The sequence below is a fragment of the Paenibacillus sp. Root444D2 genome (assembly GCF_001426375.1).
In the GTDB taxonomy this organism is placed as follows: Bacteria; Bacillota; Bacilli; order Paenibacillales; family NBRC-103111; genus Paenibacillus_E.
In genome coordinates this window covers 34,229-59,676 of record NZ_LMEO01000007.1, presented here as the reverse complement: position 1 = coordinate 59,676, position 25,448 = coordinate 34,229, and the positions used below count along the sequence as shown (strand labels likewise).

Sequence of the window (25,448 nt, the reverse complement as noted above, 5' to 3'; positions counted from 1 at the left end):
AAAATTGGAGGATCACAATGAAACACGAAATTCTATACAAAGGCGCATTTCCTATGTTGAAGGTTGAGCTTGAAGCAGGCGAAAATATTAAGGCGGAAGCTGGAGCTATGGTCTCCATGTCCCCAAATATCGAACTCAAGGGAACTGTAGAGGGCGGTATCATGCGCGGTTTAGGCCGAATGCTGAGCGGCGAGAAATTCTTCTTCCAAGAATTAACTCCATCCAGAGGATCTGGCGAGGTTTTACTGGCACCTACTGTCATTGGCGATATTGAAGCCGTAGAGCTAGACGGATCCTACAAGCTGTATGTGCAAAAAGACGGCTTTCTTGCTGGAACATCCGGCATTCAGGTGAATACGAAAATGCAAAACCTGATGAGCGGCTTTATGTCAGGCGAGGGCTTTTTCATCGTTGAAATTAGCGGAAAAGGCACCGTCTTCCTTTCCTCCTACGGCGCTATTCATGCCATTAATCTAGCTCCAGGGCAAGAAGTGATCATCGATAACGGACATCTCGTCGCTTGGCCGGATTATACGCAGTATACGATTGAAAAAGCGGCCAAAGGCTGGTTATCCAGTTTGACGAGCGGCGAGGGCGTTGTCTGCCGATTCCGCGGCGAAGGTGTCGTGCTTATTCAAACGAGGAACCCGCAGGGTTTCGGCGGGTGGATTAAGCAGTTCATTCCGGGTGGCAGATAGGTGTAATGGAACCCAAGAAGTCATTCTAGGTGGCAGATAAGTGCCATGGCATCGGTTCTCGTACCTAGGGTGACTTGCTAGCTAAATCAGATAGAGTAACTTCGTCGATGACATGTTTGTTTAACAGATATTGGAGTCTTCTTTGGAGTCTGCATGGAGCCTACATTTAGGGCGTTCATTTGCAATGTTGTATTTTCTACAACTTTACACAAGCAAAACCATGCTATCTTGTCCAAATGTTGCAGAACCTACAACAATTCTGCCTATAAATAGCCGTTTAGCATAAAATCCTCCTAAATTGTTGTACAAGATACAACATCTCCAGCTTGGCGGGAAGAAATGAAGGAAATTGTTGTACGTTGTACAACATGCAAGTGCAGGTAACCTCATCTCCCCTTTCTACCAAGGATAAACGACTCCGTCGTCCTATATGGACAAGCGTGTTTGTCGAGGTTGATGCTAAGCAAAATTTGACCGCCGCCTTGCGGCTCTGCAGCGCATATCCAGGATCAACTGAAAAAAACGAGAATTCCTCACGGGGGGTTCTCGTTTTTTTGACGATGATATGATAAAATGGTTCTATCACATAAACTTGGTTTTATATACAAAACCACAAAACGGAAATGCAATGTATTTGAACGATCGCTTTGCGAACAAGGAGGCCCTTACTTGGATGATAAATACCGCGTTCCGGCTATCGAACGTGCACACCTGATCCTTAAAGAAATCTCTCTGCATCCAGGTGAGTTGAAGCTCATCGACTTGTCTCGAACGCTCGCCATTAACAAAAGTTCGATGTACTCGTTGTTATTAACCATGGAGAACTTGGGATGGATCGAAAAGGAGACCGGAGAAACCTACCGGCTAGGAAGAGAGTTGTCTCGTTTCGGCCATGCCTCCATGCAGCAGCGAGACTTGAATGAGTCCTTCCATAAGGAAGCAGCCCTATCCAAGCTGAAGCTGGGCGAATCTTTCCAACTTGCCAAATTAGATGGCAAGGAAGTCCTCTATACCGCTAAAGAGGAAGCGCTTACGCCTGTTAGGCTCGCTTCTGAACCAGGCATGCGGTTGCCTGCACATGCCACCGCACTCGGTAAGGTCATACTGGCTGATCTGAGCGATGAGGAAATTGATTTGCTTTATCGTTCTGACCAAGAACCATTTCCACGTTTAACGGTTCATTCCATTACCTCTTTACAAGCATTAAAGCAAAGTTTAGAGCAAATCCGGCAACAAGGTTATGCACTAGACTTGGAGGAAGCCGTGCTTGGATTTAGCTGCGCGGCGGCTCCGATCCGTAATGCCCAAGGCCAGGTCATTGCTGCTGTCAGCTGCTCCATGATGCTGCCTCAATGGGAGCAGAAGAAGCAGTCATGTATAGAAGAAATTTGTAAGCTCGCTCATAAACTATCCGAATAAAAAGGAGATTTCACATGCGATTACAAGACAAAGTCATTCTCATCACAGGTGCAGGATCAGGAATCGGCAAAAGTACCGCTCTCTTATTTGGACAAGAGGGTGCGCAAGTCATCGTGAACGATCTCGATGTCGTCAAAGGGAAAGAGACTGCGGATGAAATTATCGGGGCTGGCGGAGCTGCTAAATACATACAAGCGGACGTTACTCAAGCAGACTCCGTCAGTCAGATGGTAGAGCAAATCATACAGGAACATGGCCGTATTGACGTGCTTTTCAACAATGCCGGAATTAGCGGCGTAGGCGCGCTTCATGAGCTAGAACCTGACGCCTGGGACCGCATCATGAGCGTTAATGTCAAAGGTGTATTCTTACCTTCAAAGTATGTCGTACCACATATGATGGAGCGCAAATCCGGTTCTATTATTAACATGTCTTCCTGTATTGCTGAAATAGGTCTGGCCCGCCGAGCATCTTACGCAGCAACCAAAGGCGCTGTCCTCGCATTGACCAAATCCATGCAGGTGGATTATGCCGCCTATGGCATCCGGGTGAATGCGCTGCTGCCGGGTACCATTTTAACACCATTCGTAGAAAACTATCTCCGCACTTCCTACGACGATCCTGAAGCAGCCATCGCCTCTTTGAAATCCAGGCAGTTAAGCAACGAAATGGGCCGTCCGGAGGACGTTGCGCTAGCAGCATTGTTCCTCGCTTCAGACGATTCCAAATTCATGATGGGTTCACCGTTATATATTGACGGAGGCGTGACTTTCGGCAAGAACGCTTAAGTAGACGGCCCGTATTCTGCATTTATTCATTTATTCATTTATTCATTTATTCATTTATTCATTTATTCATTTAATCATTCACTCATACATTCATTCAGGAGGTATTACTAATGAAACTGCTTACTTTCAGGAAAAATGATACGTTGACCCTGGGCGTCCAAACCGAATTTGGCGTGCTGGATGTCGTTCAAGCTGTCAAGCAGCTGACGCCAGCATTCACAGTCCCTGCCACTATTCACGAAGCCATTAATGGCGGGGTAGCCGCTACCGATGCATTACTTAACCTCGTTAATCTTGTTCTAGAGCACGAAGACCGTGCCTCCTTGCTGCACAGCGAAGAGACAATGATTTACGGCCCTTGCGTTACGCATCCTAACAAAATCATTTGCGTTGGTCTGAACTATCGCAAGCATGCCGAAGAAACGAATGCTGCTATCCCGCAATACCCGATTCTCTTCAACAAATTTAATAATACGCTTACCGGACACGGGCATGACATTGCACTACCTCGTGTAACCAAGGAAGTCGATTACGAAGCTGAGCTAGTCATCGTGATTGGTAAACAGGCCAAATATGTGCCCAAGGAAGAAGCCTTGGAGCACGTGTACGGGTACTGCTGCGTGAATGACCTTTCTGCGCGTGATTTGCAGATGCGAACTCCGCAGTGGCTACTGGGCAAATCGTGTGATGACTTCAGCCCGCTCGGCCCTTATCTGGTGACCGCCGATGAAGTCGGCAATCCGAATGACCTCAAGATCAGCACCACGGTCAACGGCAAAGTGCGTCAAAACTCGAACACGGCGGATATGATTTTCCACTGTGACGAAATTGTCAGCTATATTTCTCAGCATATGACGTTGTATCCGGGGGATATCATTCTAACGGGTACACCGGAAGGTGTAGTGCTCGGTGATCCAGTTGATAAGCGCGTATACTTAAAAGACGGCGATGTCGTGACGATTTCAATAGAAAAATTAGGTAGTCTGACTAATCGCATGGTTAGTGAGTAACTAGCTTTCGTTTTTAAACGGAATCCAAAAACTCATCTATACATCAAGAGCAAGCCGTAGGATCTGCGGCTTGCTCTTTTGCTTCTTCCATTTATACTCGCTCCACCAACATCGCTACGCCTTGTCCGCCGCCAATACATAAAGCAGCTACCCCCAGCTTGCCACCTCTCTTCTCCAGCTCATGCAGCAGCGTAACCAGAATGCGGGCTCCGCTTGCACCAATCGGGTGTCCAATGGCAATCGATCCTCCATTGACATTTAATTTCTCTGCTGAAACACCCAGCTCGCGTCCAACAGCTAAAGACTGCGAAGCAAAAGCCTCATTCAGCTCGAATAAATCAACGCTATCGAGTCGAACCTCCGTTTTACGGAGCAATTTACGAACAGCATCAACGGGCCCCATTCCCATCATAGATGGATCTAAGGCAGTGTTCGCATAGCCTTTGATGCGAGCTAAGGGCTTAAGCCCAAGCTCCTTAGCCTTATCCGCGGACATAACAACAAGCGCAGCGGCTCCGTCATTAATGCCAGAAGCGTTGCCAGCCGTAACCGTTCCCTCTTTTTTGAAAGCAGGACGGAGCTTGCCCAGCACTTCAGCTGTTGTACCCGCACGAGGAAACTCATCCTGCGCGAATAACACTGGATCGCCTTTTCTTTGCGGGATGGCAACAGGCACGATCTCATCCTTGAATCTGCCGGATGCAATCGCCTGCTCCGCCTTCAGCTGGCTCCACGCAGCAAACTCATCCTGTTCGGCACGTGTTACACGATGATGCTCCGCTATATTCTCAGCCGTGATGCCCATATGGATGTCGCACATCGCGCACCATAGTCCATCCCGAATCATCGAATCGACCATAGCGCTGTCACCAAGCCGCAGGCCCGAACGAGCCCCGGGCAGCAGATAAGGCGCCTGCGTCATATTTTCCATACCGCCTGCCACCACGATATCCGCATCTCCGAGGCTCACGGACTGTGCCGCCAGCATGACGGACTTCAGGCCCGAACCGCATACCTTGTTAATCGTCATCGCTGGAACGAATTGCGAATACCCCGCCTTGAGCCAAGCTTGCCGGGCCGGATTTTGCCCCAGTCCAGCCTGAAGCACATTACCCATGATGACTTCGTCTACTTGGCTGTCAGCCAGATTAGCTCTCTTCAGAGCCTCTTGGATAACCGTACTGCCTAGCTGCGGAGCGGATATGTCCGCCAATGCTCCTTGAAAGCTGCCAACGGCTGTACGAACTGCGCTAACGATGACGACTTCTCTACTCATAACGATCTCCTTTGCTCATCTGAGGTTCATTTTGAAGAAGAGGACTAATGGTAAAACGCGCCTCTGTGTTGGCGAGAACCTCTTCCATCGTTACACCTGGCTGTATGTCCGATAGCACCATGCCCTCATCCGTAAAATCAAAGACGGCTAAATCCGTAATCAGACGATTCACTACGCCTTTACCTGTCAATGGCAGGGTGCATGCCTTTTTAACTTTCGACTCACCTGCTTTATTCACATGTTCCATGATGACAATGATCCGTTTGGCGCCGTTGACCAAATCCATCGCGCCGCCCATCCCTTTTACCATTTTTCCGGGAATCATCCAGTTGGCAAGGTCGCCATTCTCCGCTACCTCCATACCGCCCAGAATGGCCAAGTCAATATGACCGCCTCGGATCATAGCGAACGATTCTGCGCTGTCAAAAAAAGAAGCGCCCGCTACAGCGGTTACCGTTTCTTTGCCTGCATTAATTAAATCCGGATCTTCTTCTCCTACGTAGGGGTAGGCACCGATGCCCAGAAGCCCATTTTCCGATTGCAGCATAACCGTCATTTCCGGAGGAATATAATTGGCGACTAGCGTAGGCAGGCCAATGCCTAAATTGACGTACATGCCCTCTTTAATTTCCTCAACGGCACACTTAATAATCGTTAAACGGTCGTTTTTCATACCGATACCTCCTTACTTCGAACGGTGAGACGCTCAATCCGTTTTTCATAGGACGCACCCTTCACAATCCGCTGCACATAAATACCTGGCGTATGAGTATCGTCCGGGTTCAGCTCACCTACCGGCACAATTTCTTCCACCTCAACGATCGTCACTTTCCCTGCTGCTGCTGCCAGCGGATTAAAGTTGCGCGAGGTTTTGCGGAAAATTAGATTGCCCATCGGGTCTGCTTTCCAAGCTTTGACCAAGGCAAAATCACCAACAATCCCTTTTTCCAACAAATAGGTGCGTCCTTCAAATGTTTTGTGCTCTTTGCCTTCTGCAACTAAAGTGCCTACGCCCGAAGCTGTATAAAACCCTGGAATACCGGCTCCGCCAGCACGAATTCGTTCGGCAAGCGTTCCTTGAGGGACCAGCTCCACTTCAAGCTCCCCGCTTAAGAACTGCTGCTCAAATGTTTTGTTTTCTCCCACGTAGGAGGAAATCATTTTCTTGATTTGTTTGTTAGCCAGCAGCTGTCCAAGGCCGCAATCATCAACCCCGCAATTATTGCTAACTACGCACAAATCTTTGGTCCCTTGCGCTTTAAGCGCTGCAATTAAATTCTCTGGAATCCCGCAAAGCCCGAAACCGCCAACAATCAACGTGGCTCCGTCACGAATATCCGCTATAGTTTCCTCTATGGAAGAACATATTTTATTCATGATGATCCATCTCCTATTCCTATCCCTAGGTTTATTTATCTCTACTGGGCCGTGTAACCACCGTCGATTAATAGTGACGCTCCCGTAACCCCTCGTAATTTATCGCTTGCAATTAACATCGCATAGTCAGCAATTTCCTCTACCGCTAAGAGGCGTCTTTGTGGAACCAAAGGGTAAATAACTTCTTCAAGGACACTTTCCAAAGGAACATTGCGCGTTTTCGCCAAGTCCTGCAGCTGTCCTCTAACAAGAGGTGTATCTACATATCCCGGACACAGCGCGTTCACCGTAATGCCATGAGCAGCACCTTCCAGTGCCGCTACCTTCGTTAAGCCAATCAACCCGTGCTTTGCGCTGTTATAGGCAGCTTTGCCTGCAAATCCAATCACTCCGTTGATCGAAGCCATATTAATGATCCGACCAAAGCCTTGTTCCTTCATGATCGGGAAAGCATGTTTAATTCCGATAAAAGCACCTGTCAGCATCACCTTTAGCATGAATTCAAACTTTTCTACAGGGAAATCCTCAATAGGTGCAACATGCTGCAGTCCTGCGTTATTGACAAGAATGTCCAGCCGTTTATAGGTTTGAACTGCGGTTTCAATAACTTCGACAAATTGCTTCTCCTGCGTTACATCACATTTAACCCCTATAGCTTCAAAGCCTTCTTCCTGCAACTGCTCCGCTGCCAGATTCGCTTGCTCACCATTGATGTCGGAAATGACCACCTTGGCTCCTTCTCGAGCATAAGTTCGAGCGATTTCAAGACCAATACCGCTTGCAGCCCCTGTTATCAAGGCAACTTTATTTTCCAAGAACCTAACCATTGCGCATACCTCCATCTTGAACTTAAAAAATCGATAAAATGATCGCGAGCACGAGAACCGTTACTGTTTTGATAACCGTAATTGCGAAAATATCCTTGTACGATTGTCGATGTGTGAGTCCTGTAATGGCAAGGAGTGTGATGACTGCACCATTATGTGGGAGCGTATCCATACCGCCTGATGCCATCGAAGCAATTCGGTGTAGCAATTCCGGGCTAATCCCTGCTGTAGTTGCTGCGGCCAAATATTGCTTACCCATGACTTCCAAGGCGATGGATAGCCCTCCTGATGCGGAGCCTGTAACACCGGCCAATATATTGACAGAAATGGCTTCCGAGATAAGCGGATGAGAACTTAAGCCTAGAATCCAACCTTGAATAGCTTTGAATCCTGGGAGGGTTTTGACAACATTACCGAAGCCTACCTCAGATGCTGTGTTAAAAATAGCAAGCAGCGCTCCCATAGCTGCAGCCGTCAAACCCGCTGCTAATTTACTTTGAACAACGCGTGCATTAATACAGATCGCAGACAGAATACCGATGAGCAAGGCCACGATCAATGCCCATGAGGACGATACCGTTTTTACGTTGGCAATATTAAACGTTTTCAAAAGCTCAGCTGAATACCAGTTGTTTACCGTTAAGAAACCTCTGCTCAGCAAATAGTTAAATAGCAGGACCAGCACCAATGGGATGATTGACACCCAGAGATTTGGATATTTCTGATTGTCTAGCCCTTCAGGCTCGTTCTTATGTCCTAAACCATAGCCTTCACCAGCAGCTTCCGCTTGTTTGCGTCTGCGTTCCAACCAGAACAGCCCTAAGCCAAATACGATAAGACCGCCGATAATACCAAGGATTGGAGCCGCATAAGAATCCGTTCCGAAATAAGTTGTAGGAATAATATTTTGAATTTGAGGTGTTCCTGGCAGCGCATCCATCGTAAACGTAAACGCTCCCAAAGCAATCGTACCGGGAATCAATCTCTTTGGAATATTCGCTTCACGGAAGATCGAAACAGCGAAAGGGTACACTGCAAACGCTACCACAAATAAAGAAACACCGCCGTACGTTAAGATACCGCAAGCAAGAACAACGGAAAGCATCGCCCTTTTGGAGCCCAATGCCTTCACTAGCGATTGCGCAATGGAGGATGCCGCACCGTTCAATTCCATCACTTTACCGAACACAGCTCCCAATAGGAAAATCGGGAAAAAGTTTTTCACATAATTTGCTGCGTTCACCATATACACTTCTGTATAGCTCGGCATTAAAGCAATTCCCGATATCAATACAGCCAGCAAGGTGAAAATAGGTGCAAACACGATGACCGGATAGCCTCTGTAAGCAAAAAACATCAGCAGGCCTAAGGATAACACAATCGCTACAATCTCAATAAACATGTTCTGCTCTCCTTTATCGTCATTTGTAAAGCGCTTCCAACTTGTTTGGTATGAATGAACTGTTTACATTACATTTGGATTAATTTCAGTTTACATGCAGATTCTCAACAGGTAAAATTCATAATTGGAATGACAATCATGAAAAAATGCTATAGGTCGGGGAGGGATGATCCTTTGGATTTACGCCAGTTAACTTATCTGCTTGAAATTGCTAAACATATGAATTTTACCAAAGCAGCCGAAGCCCTTCACCTCACACAACCTACACTGAGTAAAATGGTGAAAAATATAGAAGAAGAACTGGGCGCTACTTTATTTGATCGTTCAGGTAAATATGTTCAATTGACGGACTCGGGAGAGATCGCCGTTCAACAGATTCAAGTCATCGTTCAGGCTGTCCAAGATCTTCATCACCTATTAGATGATGTCTCCAACCTAAAAAAAGGAACCATCACCATAGGGTTGCCCCCGGTAGTTGGTTCCGTTTTCTTTAAAAGAGTAATCGCAAAGTTCCAAATTAAACATCCAAATATCCATTTCCAACTTGTCGAAGAAGGCGCTAAGAATGTAGAAAGCCTTGTGCAAAACCGCAAGCTTGATCTCGGTGTGGTGGTTGGGCCTGTAGACACGTCTAACTTTGAAACCTTGCCTTTTCTCTTTCAAAAATTAGCGCTCATCATCCATCGTTCTCATCCGCTAGCTGAGCAATCCAGCGTATCTCTTTTGCAGCTTAGAAATGAACCCTTTATCCTGTTTCCTAGCGGCTATGCCGTTCGAAACCATGTCATTCATGCCTGTCGATCCGTTGGATTCGATCCTTCCGTTGTTTACGAAAGCTCACAATGGGACCTATTGGCTGAAATGGTGGCTTCGAATGCAGGCATTTCTATCATACCCGAGACGATTTGCAGTAAAATCACTTCTCCCGAAGCACTTACGCTGCCTTTAACAGAGCCATCTATTCCCTGGAATTTAGTCATTATTTGGCCTAAGGATCATTACGTCTCTTACGCGATGCGTGAGTTTATTTCGTTTAGCCAAGAGCTTTCGGAGACAGAGAACTGACTATACCAACATTCACTTACTGTTGGGGTCTGAGGTCATTCGAAGATGAGTATTACTTAGTTACTTTTACAATCATCTTATCGCTGGATACGGCTCCTGCATAGTTGACGAGCTCAGCGCGATACTCATAGGTGCCTATTGGTCTATTTGTTACGGTACCCATTGCAGATTGAGCAGCAGGTGTATTGCTTGTCATTGCTTGTGTATAGATGAGAATACCGTTTTCGTATAAATGATAGGTCGTTCCATTCGTTCCCCACCACAGATTCATGTCAACTTTGAAATTCCCGTCGCCATCCCAGTTGTCATTGGAAAGGACCGGTTTAGCCGGTGTTGCCTGAGTAACGATAACGGTCATAATGTCACTTCTCGTTGTGCCAAAAGTATTGGTGAGTTCAGCGTAGTAGCGGTAGGTCCCATTCATCTTGTAGGTAACTGACGTTACGGTAGATTGGGCACTCGGTGAATTATCCGCAAGAATTTGGGTCTCGATGAGCACATCATTTTCATACAGCTTATAGATTCTACCGTTATCTCCCCACCACATATCCATTTTCACCCTGTAATTGCCGTCCTGAATGCCGGTATCATACCCATTGTCATTAGACAGATCAGGTTTTCCCGGCACTCCTTTGCTTTTCGTAATCATGTTGTTTACGGTTGCGGTCGCAGTGCCTTGATTGCCTGCATCATCAACAAATTCAAAAGTAAAGCTGCCGTTCATGATGAACGAGTAGCTGTTTGCCCCCCCGTTGTTCGTTATCGTTACATGTTCGTTTGGCGTAATGGACGCTACTACAATATCATTGGTCGGAGTTGTGCTGCTATATGCGACCGATGCAGTCGGCACAGTCATGTCAATATTAATTACACTCGTGCGCTGCATCTCCACATTGCCGGCGTTGTCTGTCGAACGGTAGCTCAACACATGTTGTCCATCCGCATTCACTGATAAGTGGTTTGTATAAATCTGCCATGTGATTCCTCCGTCCAGACTGTACTCTGTTTTCTCCACACCCGATCCATGATCGGTGGCGGTCAATGTTACCATTACCGGACTTACGTACCAACCATTTTGTCCATCCGGTTGCGCCGGAGACATTGAGGCTGTCGTAACTGGCGCAGCAACATCTGTAATGTCCACGATCGTCATCGAATAAGGCTGCAATTGGATCTGTCCGGCAAAACTTGAGACAGGTGCCTCTGGCAAAGGATTGACCTGAGGAGCGTCCAGCCAGCTCGCATTCGGATTGGTCAGGTAATCCGGCAAAGGATTTTCTCCCCCGTATATCCAATTCGTCTTGAGCGCCGCTCCTGGTACGGATACGTTAACCGGGTTCATCGTGCGGTTGGCAAATACGACCTTCTTAATGCCGCTTGCATCGCCGAATCCCCATGCGCCAACATCAGCGACATTATAATATACATTCGTTGCTATAAAGCGAAGTTTTTCATTTTGAACATTGCCCTGTGCGAGATTGATCTTGTAGTAACTGCTGTTTGCGTCAAGCAAATCGCCTAATGCTTTAAATACATGAAAATTCGGTAATTTGACGAGATCGCCATTCGATGCCTGCTGCACGATTCCAAACCCCTGAGTATCCACCATCGCGTGAACGTCGGTAATCGTCACTGCGCCTGACTCGATCATTTGCAGCACCCGTTCCATACTGTGGATCGCAAATCCTGGTGTCTTCATGAACTGTTTGCGTGCCTTCTCGTTCAAGTCCGTCTCTCCGAAAATGACCGTCGGAAGTGATGACCATTCCGTTACCCACATTTCCTTGCCCGGGAATTGATTATTTTGAATGATGAGCCCTTCCAATGCGCTTTGGTTATACGTATACAAATAGTCCATCATCTTGCTGTTCGTCAAATCATTCAGATACGGAATAGGGGAATACACATGGACGATGATCGCATCGTAGAAACTGGTGTCTTGCGCCAGGCTCTGGTTCCAAGCAGCAACCCGTCCCCCCTGCGTTGCTCCCCAGTCGACGTTAGGATCTGGCTGATTATTGGGGTCAGCAGCGATCCTGTCTTCAAGGTCTTTCGCGACCGCGACAATACCAACTTTTATGGTTGGGTCGATGTTTTTGATGCCCTGATAAATCAATTTGCATTTTGCAATGTACTCGTTTACCGATGGAAACGCTTTATCAAAGAAAATTGAATATAGCTCATTCCCCATTTCCACATATATAGGCTGGGTTGTCAGCTGCTTCATCTGCCGAATTTGAGTCATAATTTCATCTACCGACTGTGAGATGACGTTCAAGTCATATACGTACGGCACACCCAAAGTATTAGCCAGATGGTACGAATTCGCAAGGGATAGCCCTGGATAGCCCGGCTTTAAGCTTACATTTTCAATAGCCCCGATCGTTTTATTTCCGTAAAATTGCTGATAACGCGGATCCTTCGAATTAATAAGGGTACCTTCGTTGTACATGTAGAAATCAGCGCCTGTTCCATCCGGACCACGCACGTTTTGCAGCTTGAGTTCCATGCCGAGATTATCATGACTTGCAGGTTGAAAATCGGTCACCCTGCCGATTTTTAAAACTTGTTCGTTATGCACCCCTAATAGATAGGGCGACAAAGCATACGGAGTCGTATCGATCTGGAATTCCGCCGATGAAACGGTTGGACCCGGTATAGGATTCACCGTAACCTGGGTTGTGGCCGAAAATCCGCCGTCTACTGTAGTAACAGTAACCATCGTCGTCCCAGCGGACAACGCTTTGATGGCTCTGGACTTGCTTGCTCCGCCGACCAAGCTTGCCACGGATGGGTCGCTGATTGACCATACGGTGAACAAGTTATCGGCATCAGTTGGAGCGATCATCGCTGTGAGTTCCTCGGATTCCCCTACATATAGCGAAGTACTGGCCTTATTTAGGGAAACGCCTGTTGGCCGGACATAGACGACAACGTCACTCTTATCTTGATAAGAACCGTCATACGTTGCAGCGGTAATAGTAGCCTGCCCCTTTGCGACGGCTGTGACAACACCAGTTTGATCGACTGTTGCTACAGCATGGTTGCTTGAGCTCAATACGACATTCTTGCCAGTTTTATTGGTGATCGGAATAGGCGCGCTATTTCCTCTGGCGTAAGCGGCCAGCTTGGTGCCCATGACTAACTTCGAGCTTTCATGGTTCCAAATTTTAATATCATCAATAGTCGCCTTTAGATTGTAAGTAGTCAACTGCACCTTGCCAAATGAATACGCAACGTTGGAAATTGCTCCCGCAAACGTATAATCAGCATCCGCTGCGTCTTTTACATATACTTGAACCGAATCGTCCAAAGCAGCCAGTTTGATATCGTAATCTATCCCTTGATTAAATGCCCCGGAATAAAAAGACTGCTCCGTACCGCCTGCTTTAATATAGCTTAATCCGGTCCCCCTGATCAGCAGCCGTGTGTACTCGGATTCGCTCACATATCTAAGCTTAATGGAAATGAAGTTTCCGGCCAAATTGTCTCCACGATTAAACCGCATCGAAATCGTCTGATTTCTCCATTGTGCATTCGCCCCTTTGAGTTCAATCAGAGAGGAAGCGGTTGTTGTCGAAGATAATCGGGAATTATCAACCATCCAAGTGCCCTGTACAGGATTCCATAGATTCATACCATTGCTGAAATCGTCCTGGAACTGCAATACCCCTATGGAATCCACCGGATCTTTCACATAGATATCGAATTTCACTTGCGACAAATTGTCTGCCGTAGCGGCAGTAATAGTAACTAGTCCTCTGCTTAACCCGGTAACCACACCGTTTCCATCAACAGTTGCCTTCGCCGCATCGCCAGAAGTCCATATAACCGAATTTCCAGTCGCATTTATTAATTGCAAATTGGATTGACTTCCCACGTTCAAAGAAGACAATATGTTTCCGTTAGCCATAAAAGCCGAATCGCGCAAATTAACAACGCTTACATTATCGAGCTGCACTTTATCGTTGAAGGTTGAAAATCTGACCTTTCCGCTTTGAACGGGTATACCCGTAATCGTTCCTACACTCGTATAATTGGTTTCCGATTCAGTTTTTGCATATACGGTTACCGTGCTTCCCGATATATTCATCTTGATGTCGTAGTTACTGCCAACGGTAAATTTATAGCCGGAAAGGGACACCTCGCTAGACCCATTAATGGTATAACTTAACCCATTAGGCCGGATCATCAAGCTCAAATTGCTGGTATTGCTACTGTACCTCGTATATACTCTTGTAAATCCACCTCCTGGCGTTTCCAAGATTTTCAGCCTAAAATCAACGATTTGATCCTGCCAAACCGAATTCGTCCCTTTCATCTCAATATTGTTCGAGCTGGATGATGTAACGCGAAGTGCGCCGTTATCGACGGCCCATGACCCGTTAATTCCATTCCACAGTGACATCCCTGCACTGAAATCATCCTGGAATTGAAGGACGCCTGTACTTCCGGCGGCAAATCCTTTAGGTAGCGGGAGTAACAACGAAATTAGAAGAGTACATAAAATGAGCCCCGACATTATCTTTTTATACATCATGCATCCACCCTTTCTTCATTATATAATTCAATAATGTAAGCGTTTCACTTTCAATCTAAAAAGAAAACAACAAGGTTGTTCCGTGCCGACTTGAACACAGAGCAGCCTTGCTGCCCCCTCCTACCAACTGCTTATTCCACAATCTCACATCGTAATTCATTGCCCCCCAAACGAATCGTTTGGTTTTGGAAAGAAATAAGCTTCTCCTCAGCGGAATCATTCCAGAATACGAAGAGTCTTCTCGCATGATGAACGTATTCCGTTTTGATGATTCCTTCAGGCAGCTCCATGTCGGTATCCAATGAAAAGGTGCCGTGATAGAAAAATTCAGAGTAGCGATCGCGTAAGGCGATCAGTTCCTTAACGTGGCTCGCATAGGCCGGAGCCGCAGTCACTGTTGCCCGAGAGCGGTAAATAGCAATGTCAAAGCGGTATCCATACACAAAAGCGAAGTGAAGCTGCTGTTTAAAATCGCTTCTCTCATCATGCATGTAGCGATTGGACATAATCGTCTCGGGGAACGTTTGCCGATAAAGCTCAGGGAACGACTCTTCGTCTTTAAAACTCGCGTATTGGCAACTATGATGGAAATCTAGGAGAGGCGCATAGCAGTCGACAACGAATTCAGAGCCGAAAGCTTTATCCCCTGTGCATAATTCACGCATTTGCTGCAAATTGCGCCGCCGATAAACCGTCTCGTTATCCCCCCGGTTTCCATGATCATGCGAAGCATCGAAACAGAGATGTGGAAAATGTCCAGCGATCTGATCGTAGAAAATGGAGTCCGGGTTGTAGCTTAGTTTTTGTTGACCGATCTGGGTAAGATGCTTATTCCATTCATCGGTCGCCTGACAGGCAGACACAAAGCTTTTGTAGCCAAAATTGCGCAGCAGCATGCCGTCATTGTTGAATTTATAATGCTCCCTGTACTCCATGCCATCAATATTTTTGCGGCAAATCCGATGTCCGGTTTCCTTGTAATAGTCTGATTTTACATCGATCAATACGCCATTTGTGTAAAGCGCAACACGTCCCCCCCGACGCTGCACTTCCGCAATCGCTGCTTTAAACCCTTCTTCTCCGCCAAGAGCAGGATCAGGTTCATAAACCGGATAACCGTTATCGAAGCCGCCTTTCCACCAACCGAAGAGCAGAATCATTTCCACCCCGACTGCCTTACCTTCCTCGTAGACTCGGGGTAAATCTTCATAACGGAAGTAAATTTTGCCGAACTGATGCTTCATAATGATTCGCTGCCAACCCGGGAGCTTCTGTACCCAATCGGGTTTCTGCGGTTCACTAAACCAACCGTCCGCCCATTGCCGGTAAATGGCCGAGCCTTGCCGCCAATCCCCGGGAACGAAGGCGACTACAGAGGTCGGGGAGGAAACTTCTTCTCCTCCTTGCACCAAAGGAAACTGAGAAACGGCTAGAACGAGTCGCGGATCGCTGTTGCGCGGGCCTATTCCTGCGGCCAACACACACGTAGTGAAGTTGTCATCATGCCTTCCTACATAAAGGAAATGCGAACCGCTCTGCACACCGAACCAAGCCATACTGCCGAAACTCGGATAGGTCATGTCGAGCCAAATCTCATGGTCATCACTGGACATGTATTCAGTATGAGCCTTGTCAATTGCCGTCCAAGGATCTGCAAGTCGGTGTCCATGCCCCTGACTGCGGTACAGGACATCGCGAGAACGCTGTTCATCTGCAACGACTGATACATCTACGAACGGAAGTTTGACCTCATTAACCCTTACTTCGCTCTGATTGGTTACCTTGTATGAGAAGTGAAATTGCTCTCCTTCTACGAGGACCTGCACCCGAAACAATACGGGATAGGTATTCCCGTCCTCTGCTTCGAGCTGATTGTATTGGACAGCCAATCCACCCTCAATTTCGGTTACCGTCCCGCTCTGAAGACTTGAACGAACGGACATGTCGCGAAACTCGCCGTCATCCAGTTGAATTCTCCAGAAATCCGCTCCTGCACTCTCTTGTAATAGAAGTCCCTCCGCCGACCATCGTACGGATCGTCCCTGCGGATCTACAGCAAACTGTAATTGTCCTGCCTTAAGTGAAAAAGTCATTTTCCCAATCTGTCCTTTCCTTATCGTAAATAAAGACCGCCGTTCACATCCAGAATAATTCCGGTAATGTACCTAGCCTCATCGCTGGCTAGGAATACCGCCGCAGCCGCAACGTCTTCAAGCTTCCCTAAGCCTAAGGGGACGGATTCCGTTAAACTCTTTACCTTCTCATCCCCATGCGTTTGAAGCAATAATTCGGTTTCGATGATGCCCGGAGCGATCGCGTTAACGGTAATGCCATAAGGAGCGGCCGTGCGAGCGAGCGTTTTTGTGAAGCCGATCTGTCCACTTTTACTAGCAGCGTAGTGAACATGGCCATACAAGGCACCCTGATGTCCAACGACCGAACTGATGGAAATAATCCTTCCGCTTTTTTGCGGCATCATGATGTCCATTGCATACTTCGAGCATAAAAAGGTGCTCGTCAAGTTGTTGTTGATGATTTCATTCCAACTTTGCAGCGACGTTTCGCCTATCGTTTCCGCCCTGGAAGTGCCGGCATTGTTGACCAATATATCGAGGCGTCCATACTTCTCTACCGCCACATGAAACAATCTCTGGACATCCTCTTCTTGGCTGACATTAGCTTGAATCGCAATGGCATCCCGCCCCATCGCCTTGACCTGCTCAACAAGTTGAAGTGCGCTTTCCGTGATCTCCAGAGCGTTAATAATCACATTAGCTCCCGCTTCAGCCATTCCTAAGATCATCCCGCGTCCGAGACCTTGCGATGACCCCGTTACCATGACCACTTTGCCAGATAAATCAAACATAACGATGCTTCACCTCGGTTTCTAAAATGATTTAAAAGTAATGCTCGGCAGCCGGTGGTCGAATTTGAATAAGTTGCCCGTTATAATGCCTTAAATCGTGCGGGACAAAAGGATATTTAATGGCTGAGTCTTCATACAGTTCAATGCCTAACCCCGGTTTATCCGGGATTGTCATGTAGCCATCCTCGAAATGCAGCTGTTCGTCCGTTATCTCTTTGCGCCAAGGCACATCACTTGCCATAATTTCCAGATAGAAAAAGTTAGGCGTGCAGGCAGCCAATTGAAGTGTAGCTGCGTTAGCTACGGGGCCGCTTGGATTGTGCGGGGCGAATGGAATATAGTTCGCTTCCGCCATTGCTGCAATTTTGCGGCATTCCATAATGCCGCCAGCATGGCTGATATCCGGTTGCACATAGTCCAGCGCTCTTCTTTTGAACACCTCGCTGAATCCTTGTCGCGTAAACAATCGTTCTCCGCCTGCGATAGCCACCGGAGATTTCCGTCTTACATCTACCATGGCATCCAAGTTATCTGGTGGAACTGGTTCTTCAAACCACACTGGCCTGAAAGCTTCAATCTCCTTAGCAATCTTGATCGCTGTAGGTACATTAAAACGGCCATGCCCTTCAATGAACAGATCCATATCATAACCGACAGCATCTCTCACAACGCCAATGCATGCGAGAGCCTTATCCATTTCCTCATTCGAGAGGGTCATGTACGCTTTGCCGAACGGATCCCACTTGAGCCCTTTGAATCCTCGCTCCATCGCTTCCTTGGCTTTTACACCAAAATCCTCTACGCAAGCGGCGCCGGCAAACCATCCATTGGCATACACCTTCACCTTATCGTGAACCTTGCCCCCAAGCAGCCTGTGAACCGGAACGCCCAGTGATTTACCGTTAATGTCCCACAATGCCATTTCCACTGCACTAAGCGCAGACATCAGAACGGCTCCGCCCCGCCAGTAGGCATCACGATATATATTGTGATAGTGCGCTTCGATATCAAGCGGGCTTTTACCGATTAGGTAACGTTTTATATCTTCTATTGCCCCAGTTACAGCATTCTCTTTATACTCCAGCGTTGCTTCGCCAACCCCTGAAATACCTTCATCTGTGTAAATTTTGACGAATACGAAGTTTGTCCGGTAACAATCGACGACAAACGTATTCACGCCAGTAATTTTCATCTCCACACCCCTAAGAAACATGTCATATTTATTTTTAGTTTAAAATCATCACGAGATTCTTTGGATCTCGTAATGATTTGCATTCACTCTATTTCTTGTTTGGATGGTCCTTTTTATAAATTTCTGTAGCTTGCTCTATCCACTTTTGACCGCTCACGGATTGAATCGCCGCCCCTTGCACTCGATAGATAACACCCCCCAGAGCTGTTTGCTATGCAAAGTGATCTGGGGGGTGCGAAAGATAAGCTTTTCACCGAAGTATAGTTCCGGTACGTTAATCGCTGCTATCAGCCGTTACTTCAGCGGCTTGAAGTCCGGCTGCAGATACTTGTTTAAATCCACCATTTTCGCTTCCACATTGGCAGCCGTCAGTTTGTTGAACGCATCTCCCAGCTCTTGCAGTCCCTTCTCAATTTCCGGAAGCTCCTTGCCCCTGATAAACAGCTCCGACATGACGTCATTTACAACGGCCGCTTTTTTGACATCGATTGAGCCCACTTTAAGCGGAGGGTTTAAAACGGAATAATCCAGCAGTGGCGCCACCGGATAATTCGTTGACTTCCCGTTGATGACAAAACCTGCTGATCCCTTGCGATCCACTGGTTGAATCGATTTTTCCTGAGCGGCAAGGTTTGTAAAGGAACCGAGACCCTTTTTGGCCAGCGTCACAAACATTTCATCGGAGATCATGAATTCCCATACCTTCTTTGCTTCTTTAAGATGCTCCGTTTTTTTGTTGATGCTGAATCCGCCCGCTGTCTCGTAGCCAGGCCCCCCCAGAACTTTCCCTGCCCAAGTAGGGAAGTCTGCCACGGCCCAGTCGATTTTTGCTGGAAACTGATCGTTGAATACCCCGATATCCCAGGTTGCGGCGGACAGCATGCCGATATTGCCCTCGGAAAACTGGGCGCGGATCATATCGTTGTCATAATTGCCTACGCCAGGAAAGACGCTGCCTTCCTTATTCACATCAATCCACCACTTCACATATTTAGCAAAAGGCGAAAAGTCATATTTTCCAGTTACGGCATTCCAGCCATCCCTGCCATAAATGTCTCCCGAAACAACTGCCGGATAAGTCACATAATACCGCCAGAATGCCGACTGCTTGATCGGCAGACCGAGACCGAACTTCTTGCCGCCTCCACTGGCTGTTATCTGTTTCGCATATTGCTGCATTTCCTGCCAGGTCGTTGGAGGTTTCTCTGGATCAAGTCCGGATGCTTTGAACAAATCCTTATTGTAAACTAATTTAAAAGTGGTGACGTTTTCAAAGACACGGTCCAGTTCACCATTCTTGGAGGTTGGTGGAGCTGTAAGAGCGGATTTATCAAAGCGTTTGCGAATTTCCGGTGTGATCAAGGGATTCAAATCCAGTGGATAATCCGCAGTGGACAGATCGGGCGTATAATAAGCAATATCCGGAAGTTTACCCGCATTCAGCGCAAGCTTCAACTGCTCGTTATAGTTGTCCGAGTAAACCTTATAGTCAATCTGGATATTGTCAGGATTCGTTTCATTGAACTTTTTGATTAAGCCCTCACGAACCTCAAGATCATGCCGCGTGTTGGTCCAAACCTTGATCGTCACTTTTTCCTTAGGCTTTTCTTTCTCTACCCCCGCGGTGCTGCTGGCAACCTTGCCATTGTTTGTACCTGACGAGCACCCGGCAGACAAAGCCAGCGCTACGGCAGCTATCGTAATCAAACTGCGGCTTCCCCATTTACTTCTACTCAATTGCTTCAACCCCTCATCTTGATTTGAATTACACCCTCATTATAGAAAGGAATCCACCCGCAGTTAACCCCTCAAAACTCGTATTTACTGACAAACCAGCCACGATTATGGAAGCCTTTCCACAAAGGGAAGCAGCAGCTCAAAGCATTTTCCCTGCTCCAACTTCTTCATCCGCAGGCCACTATCTTCACCAAAATAGAGTCGGATCCGCTCATGAACATTACGGATGCCAAAGGAGTCCGGATCGGGAACCTGCTCGCTGAGGAGCCGCTGTACCCGCTCCTCGTCCAGAACTTGTCCATCATCAAAGACACTAATACAAAAAGCATCCTCTGCTACGCGCCAGCCTTCAACCTTGATAAGACTTCCACCCGCCTGGCGGCTCATTCCGTACATGATGGCGTTCTCCACCAGCGGCTGAAGCGAGATTTTCACAATCTCCTGCTGCATGAATTCCTCAGGGATCTGGATGGTAATCGTAAACTGCCCCTTGTAGCGGATTTGCTGCATGCCAATATAGTTATTCAGGTGCCTTAGCTCCTGCTCAACGGTCACGACATCGATCTGATCCAGGCCTCCTCGAAGAAAGCCGCTTAGATATTCAATCATATTAGTAAGCTCCCGATCCTTGTGCTCCAGCGCTTTCCACTGGATAGTATCCAGGCTGTTGTAGAGAAAATGCGGGTTAATCTGATACTGCAACAGCCTCAGTCGGTACTCCTTCTTCAGTACCTGCTCCTGACGGATTTCCATTAACAGTTCACGAATCCCGTCATAGAGGACGCCGATTTCATCCGCCCGCACCAAAGGCGGGATGTGCATGTTGGCCCCCTCGCTTTTCTTTCGGACAACCAGCGAGGCCAACCGTTCAATCGGCCGGGAGAAATTCCGTGCCAGCCTGATGGAGAGCAGCGTCATACCCAACAGCAATAGCCCCACCAGGCCGATGGTCCATTGATATACCTTATAGAGCGGCAGCAGCACTTGATGCCGTGGTACAATGCCGAGCAGCATCCATTCCGCCCCAATCGTTCGTATGGAAAAATAGCTATCCCCTTCTGTAAAGCTGTATTCCGACTTGTCCATACTCTTCTCTTCAGGAAGATGAAGGATTCTCGACTGGAGATCCGCATTCTCCACCGTTCCCGGAGAACGGATTAATCTTCCACTCCCGGCATCAACAATAAGATATTGGCTTTGGCCAAGATGCTGCGGCCCTTCCAGCATTGCACTCATGGAGCTGTACGGGATGGTAATCAGCAGACAACCGTGCAATTGCTGAGCGGCAACACTTCCTAAAGGAACGACCCAGGTGAATTCCCCCGCTGTTTTATCGTCAGACAGCCAGTAAACGTGTTCAAGTGTTCGTTTATCCAGGGAAAAACTCTCAATACGTGCGGGATCATTTTTTACAGGAAGGCCGTAGCTGGAAAGATAGTGATTTCGAGGCAAGAGAAAGGAAACGCGAAAGTCCGCGTTAATATACTTGATATTGGTCAGGTACTGTGATAGCCGGTTGGCCACCTCTACCTGCCTGAGAATAGGAGCTTGCGGATTTGCAAAAGCTTGCATCAGCTCTTCATCCTGAAGAAACAGCCCCTCTGCTGTTTGGAATTCCTGATATAGCTGCCCTAGAGGGGCAGCTGTGCGGGACAGGATCAAGTCCGCGCTTTCTTCCAATTGCCGGGTAAATAAATTGGAGGTCACAAGGATATTAACAAGGCCGACAACCAGAAGTGGGAGGAGCGCCAATGCGATCATAAGCAAGAACAGCTTTTGGTGAAACCGACGGAAAGGCGGGCGGCGTTTCTTCATACTAGAGCCCCCCGATACTCCGAGGGTGTCATGCCATATTCCCTTTTGAACAACTTCACAAAATGCTCTACCTTGTTGTACCCGACTTTATAGGACACCTCATAAACCTTAAGCGTGGGATCTTTCAGCAGCCTAATGGCTGCGCCCATGCGGGCCCGAAGCAGGTGTACACGGAAGGTGACTCCCGTTTGCTGCTTGAACAGCTCACTTAAGTAAACCGGGGAAAGGCCTAAATCCTCGGCAATGGTGGTCAATTGGAGATCCTGTTCGTATTCCCTGCCAATCCGCTCCAGGGCAAGACGAATCAACCGATGAAGGCCTTTGCCATGCCGCTGACGGAGCAAATGATGGATCTCATGGGTAAAGAAATACAGAAGTTCCTTGATTTTCGAATGACCGGAGATGCGCATCCTTAAGTCATCTGTACTCGGCAAAAGTCCTTCACCCTGGGCCCCAGCATGCTCCCGGATCGTGGACAGCCATTCAAAGCACCAACGCTGAGCCGCATTCAGATCCCATTCCACAAAGGCAGGAGCCAGTTGGTTGAGCCACTCTATCACTCGGTCTGTATCCCCCTGCAGCATCCACCCGATGAGCTCCGCCATAGGCTTCGTCCATTGCACATAGGCCATTTCGTCTCGAGACGGCAAAAGAAAGCGAACCGGCTCCTCCGGATTCGCTCCCATATATTCCATCATTTTCTCTGTTTCCCAAAATAATCTCGACAGTTGGAGCGGACTTTGTCCAGGCTCTGAAATCATAATGTGTACTTTCTTTTTGGTGAATCGGTCTATACAATCGTATAATCGCCAGGCAAAGACAAGGAGCTCCTCTTGGGAGCTGATGCCTCCCGTAACCAGCAGCCATTTACCGAAGGAAAGGCGAATCGGGCAAATAGCCTCGTATTCGGCTATAAGCTCGAACATGACATTCTGCACGGCAAACTGGTCAATCTTAGCAGTCTCTATATGACCGTGTTGGTCAGCCCCATCCAACGTAATCAGGTGCAGTCTCAACTCGCCATCTAGCAGCCATTTCAGCCCTACCTGAACACACTCCTCTTTCCACTCATAGCCAGGCTGATCTCCTAATATGAGCTCTTGAATATACTGGGAGCGGATGGATTCCTCGTAATAGCGATTGCGGCGGTCACGTTCTCTTAGCACCTTCAGTTGCTCCAGCCTATCCACCTGCTTAAGAAGAACCTGCAGTAATTCTTCAGGCTTCGTCGGCTTGAGAAGATAATCCGTTACACCCAACTGGAGTGCTCTGCGGGCATAATCGAATTCACTGTAAGCACTGAGAATGATAAACTGGGTATTCGGCCGATAGGCCTCAGCCCGGGCTATCATCTCTAGTCCTGTCATGTCCGGCATTCTGATGTCCGTAATGACAATATCCGGAGAAACGGCCCGGATTTTCTCCAGGGCACTCTCTCCATCCTCTGCTACACTGGCAACCACGAGATCGTATTCTTCCCAAGGAATAATTGTGACTAGTCTTTCCCGAATAAAATGCTCATCATCCACAATCAACACTTTATACATGCTGCATCCTCCGATCTGTCAACCTTTCACAGCACCTTGCGCAAGTCCACCTACAATTTGCCGGTTTAAAACAATAAATACGACAAGTACGGGAATAACCGAAATCATCGAGCCCGCCAGCAACAAGTTCCAGGCTGCTGCTCCAGAACCCATATTCCGCAGTTCAACCACACCTACAGTCAGTGTTTTGGTATCCGGATTACCGATACTCATGACTAATGGGAAAATATAAGTGTTCCATTCCGCAATAAATTCCAACAGGAAAAAAGTAGCGGTAATCGGAGCCATCAACGGCAGTGTCAGTCGATAAAAACGCTTGAAATAGGATGCCCCATCAACAATTGCCGCCTCATCCATCTCCTTGCCGAGCGATTTAACGAAGCCTTCGTACAGGAAAACACTAGCCCCCAAACCATACAAGGCAGCAAGTGGGATCGTAAAAATACTGTTCGTCAATCCCCAATCCACGGCGAGCTTGAACTTTGGAAACAAAGTCATTGGACCTAGGCTGACGAACATCACCCCGATAACCAACAGAGAGAGTAGTCGTTTTCCAGGGAATTGGGTTCTGGCAAAAACATACCCAGACATCGCCCCCATAAACACACTCAGCCCAGAGCTAACCGTAGCAAAAACCACCGAGTTATAGAAATACAGGGAGAAATTCAGCTCTTCCCATACCTCCGAATAGTTGGAGAATATCCACTTCCGAGGTAGCAAGCCGCCACCTGTAATCAGTTCCTGATTGGATTTGAAGGAATAAAACAAGACGTAAAGCACCGGAATCAATGTTAGGATGGCGACGACAGACAAAATTACATACTTTAACCACTTTAACAGATGTTTCACTTTGCTGTCCTCCTTAATTATGATAATCCATTTTCTTAGTCAACTTGAAGTAGCCTATCGATATCACGACCAGGATAAGTGCGGTAAACACCGCCACCGTTGCTCCGTAGCCATAATTGGTGCCTGCATCTCCTCCGAAAAACTGATGAAAAATATACAAGAAGGTCAGCTCGGTAGCATAGTTCGGTCCACCATCAGTAAGGACGAGAAAGGGGCCCATCGACTTGAGTGTCCCTAGAATAGACAGGAACAAAATCATCTGCAGAATCCGCCCCATCATTGGAAGGGAGATATAACGCACCCTGGTCCACCCCGTAGCTCCGTCGATATCAGCGCTTTCATAGACATCCTTCGGAATGCTGGTCAGACCTACAAGTAAAAGCAGCATATTGATCCCGAAATTCTGCCAGGCGTCTAAAAGCATCCCGCTAACAAAAGCTGTCCACCCGCCTGACAGGAAGGCAATGGGTTGATCGATCAGGTTTAAGGCGAGCAGCAGCTGATTAAGCCCCCCGTTGTACGGGTTCAGCAGGATATAAACCACCAAGGCCATCGTTGAGGCCGGCAGAATGTAAGGCATAACAAACATGGCCCGAAACACATTTTTTCCTTTCATTTGCGAACTGAGGAACAGAGCCAGCATAAAGGCCAGAGGAAGCTCAAGGATGATTTTCAGGGAGAAAAGAGCCTGCTTCCAGAGGCTAGACCAGTAAATTTGATCATCCATCAGTCCTCGGAAATTTGCCAGCCCCGTAAACCGCTCCGGCCTAACTCCATCATAGTAATAAAAAACGTATTTAACCGCCCAAGCAATCGGGTATAAGGAAAAAATAACAAAGCAGCAAACAGGAATCAGCAGCATGAGGTACGCGGCGCCATACTTTCTCCAAAAGAGTCGAAAGGGGTTTAGGGCTCTCACACTTACAGCCGGAGTGATGTCAGACTTTACGGATAAATCAGTCATCCCTTCCGACCTCCTTTATTCCATCTGCTGGCAGAAGGCCTCGTAGCCCCAACGAGGAAATCCAATGCTTCACGCT

The 25,448-nt window shown here is 47.6% G+C and carries 19 protein-coding genes; 5 read left to right on the top strand and 14 right to left on the bottom strand.

Going from position 1 to position 25,448, the window contains the following annotated elements; translation table 11 throughout:
• Positions 1–17 precede the first annotated feature (17 nt).
• The 4 genes from ASD40_RS06285 (at position 18) to ASD40_RS06270 (ending at position 3,915) form a co-directional block, all read left to right on the top strand.
• Positions 18–698 carry a TIGR00266 family protein gene (locus tag ASD40_RS06285; RefSeq protein WP_057302485.1) on the top strand — a complete coding sequence of 227 codons (681 nt, stop codon included), beginning with the start codon at positions 18–20 and terminating at the stop codon, positions 696–698.
• A gap of 669 nt (positions 699–1,367) precedes the next feature.
• A complete protein-coding gene (locus ASD40_RS06280; RefSeq protein WP_057302484.1) occupies positions 1,368–2,117 on the top strand; it encodes an IclR family transcriptional regulator in 750 nt (249 codons plus the stop codon).
• A 14-nt stretch (positions 2,118–2,131) separates the two neighbouring features.
• Positions 2,132–2,905: an SDR family NAD(P)-dependent oxidoreductase gene (locus ASD40_RS06275; RefSeq protein ID WP_057302483.1), complete on the top strand. Its 774-nt coding sequence runs from the start codon at positions 2,132–2,134 to the stop codon at positions 2,903–2,905.
• Between the two features lie 110 nt (positions 2,906–3,015).
• On the top strand, positions 3,016–3,915 hold the full coding sequence (locus tag ASD40_RS06270) for a fumarylacetoacetate hydrolase family protein (RefSeq protein ID WP_057302482.1): 900 nt from the start codon (positions 3,016–3,018) through the stop codon (positions 3,913–3,915).
• Between the two features lie 91 nt (positions 3,916–4,006).
• Here ASD40_RS06270 and ASD40_RS06265 read toward each other — a convergent pair whose 3' ends face one another.
• The 5 genes from ASD40_RS06265 to ASD40_RS06245 are packed head-to-tail and all read right to left on the bottom strand — an operon-like array spanning position 4,007 to position 8,797.
• Positions 4,007–5,191, bottom strand: coding sequence for an acetyl-CoA C-acetyltransferase (locus tag ASD40_RS06265; RefSeq protein ID WP_057302481.1), 1,185 nt, complete (start codon positions 5,189–5,191; stop codon positions 4,007–4,009).
• On the bottom strand, positions 5,184–5,864 hold the full coding sequence (locus ASD40_RS06260; RefSeq protein ID WP_057302480.1) for a 3-oxoacid CoA-transferase subunit B: 681 nt from the start codon (positions 5,862–5,864) through the stop codon (positions 5,184–5,186). Before ASD40_RS06260 ends, ASD40_RS06265 begins: the two co-directional genes overlap by 8 nt.
• Positions 5,861–6,568 carry a CoA transferase subunit A gene (locus ASD40_RS06255; RefSeq protein WP_057302479.1) on the bottom strand — a complete coding sequence of 236 codons (708 nt, stop codon included), beginning with the start codon at positions 6,566–6,568 and terminating at the stop codon, positions 5,861–5,863. The genes ASD40_RS06260 and ASD40_RS06255 overlap by 4 nt, the downstream gene beginning before the upstream one ends.
• Before the next feature lie 41 nt (positions 6,569–6,609).
• Positions 6,610–7,395 carry a 3-hydroxybutyrate dehydrogenase gene (locus ASD40_RS06250; RefSeq protein WP_057302478.1) on the bottom strand — a complete coding sequence of 262 codons (786 nt, stop codon included), beginning with the start codon at positions 7,393–7,395 and terminating at the stop codon, positions 6,610–6,612.
• A 22-nt stretch (positions 7,396–7,417) separates the two neighbouring features.
• The gene (locus tag ASD40_RS06245; protein ID WP_057302477.1) at positions 7,418–8,797 is read right to left on the bottom strand and encodes a GntP family permease; all 1,380 of its coding nucleotides are present in this window, start codon (positions 8,795–8,797) and stop codon (positions 7,418–7,420) included.
• A gap of 174 nt (positions 8,798–8,971) precedes the next feature.
• Here ASD40_RS06245 and ASD40_RS06240 point away from each other — a divergent pair, with 174 nt between their 5' ends.
• Complete coding sequence (locus ASD40_RS06240) at positions 8,972–9,862, top strand: LysR family transcriptional regulator (RefSeq protein WP_057302476.1); 891 nt, start codon at positions 8,972–8,974, stop codon at positions 9,860–9,862.
• A gap of 52 nt (positions 9,863–9,914) precedes the next feature.
• Here ASD40_RS06240 and ASD40_RS06235 read toward each other — a convergent pair whose 3' ends face one another.
• The 9 genes from ASD40_RS06235 to ASD40_RS06195 form a co-directional block, all read right to left on the bottom strand.
• Positions 9,915–14,399: an Ig-like domain-containing protein gene (locus ASD40_RS06235; protein WP_057302475.1), complete on the bottom strand. Its 4,485-nt coding sequence runs from the start codon at positions 14,397–14,399 to the stop codon at positions 9,915–9,917.
• Between the two features lie 134 nt (positions 14,400–14,533).
• On the bottom strand, positions 14,534–16,495 hold the full coding sequence (locus tag ASD40_RS06230; RefSeq protein ID WP_057302474.1) for a DUF6259 domain-containing protein: 1,962 nt from the start codon (positions 16,493–16,495) through the stop codon (positions 14,534–14,536).
• A 20-nt stretch (positions 16,496–16,515) separates the two neighbouring features.
• Positions 16,516–17,268, bottom strand: a complete 753-nt coding sequence (locus ASD40_RS06225; protein ID WP_057302473.1) for an SDR family NAD(P)-dependent oxidoreductase — start codon at positions 17,266–17,268, stop codon at positions 16,516–16,518.
• A gap of 31 nt (positions 17,269–17,299) precedes the next feature.
• Positions 17,300–18,460, bottom strand: a complete 1,161-nt coding sequence (gene dgoD, locus ASD40_RS06220) for a galactonate dehydratase (RefSeq protein ID WP_057302472.1) — start codon at positions 18,458–18,460, stop codon at positions 17,300–17,302.
• A gap of 294 nt (positions 18,461–18,754) precedes the next feature.
• Entirely contained in the window at positions 18,755–20,197 is a 1,443-nt protein-coding gene (locus tag ASD40_RS06215) for an ABC transporter substrate-binding protein (protein ID WP_162251205.1), read from the bottom strand.
• A 105-nt stretch (positions 20,198–20,302) separates the two neighbouring features.
• Complete coding sequence (locus ASD40_RS06210) at positions 20,303–22,012, bottom strand: sensor histidine kinase (protein WP_057302470.1); 1,710 nt, start codon at positions 22,010–22,012, stop codon at positions 20,303–20,305.
• Entirely contained in the window at positions 22,009–23,559 is a 1,551-nt protein-coding gene (locus ASD40_RS06205) for a response regulator transcription factor (RefSeq protein ID WP_057302469.1), read from the bottom strand. The genes ASD40_RS06210 and ASD40_RS06205 overlap by 4 nt, the downstream gene beginning before the upstream one ends.
• A gap of 18 nt (positions 23,560–23,577) precedes the next feature.
• Positions 23,578–24,408, bottom strand: coding sequence for a carbohydrate ABC transporter permease (locus ASD40_RS06200; protein WP_056608742.1), 831 nt, complete (start codon positions 24,406–24,408; stop codon positions 23,578–23,580).
• A gap of 13 nt (positions 24,409–24,421) precedes the next feature.
• On the bottom strand, positions 24,422–25,372 hold the full coding sequence (locus ASD40_RS06195; RefSeq protein WP_057302468.1) for a carbohydrate ABC transporter permease: 951 nt from the start codon (positions 25,370–25,372) through the stop codon (positions 24,422–24,424).
• Positions 25,373–25,448: the final 76 nt, after the last annotated feature.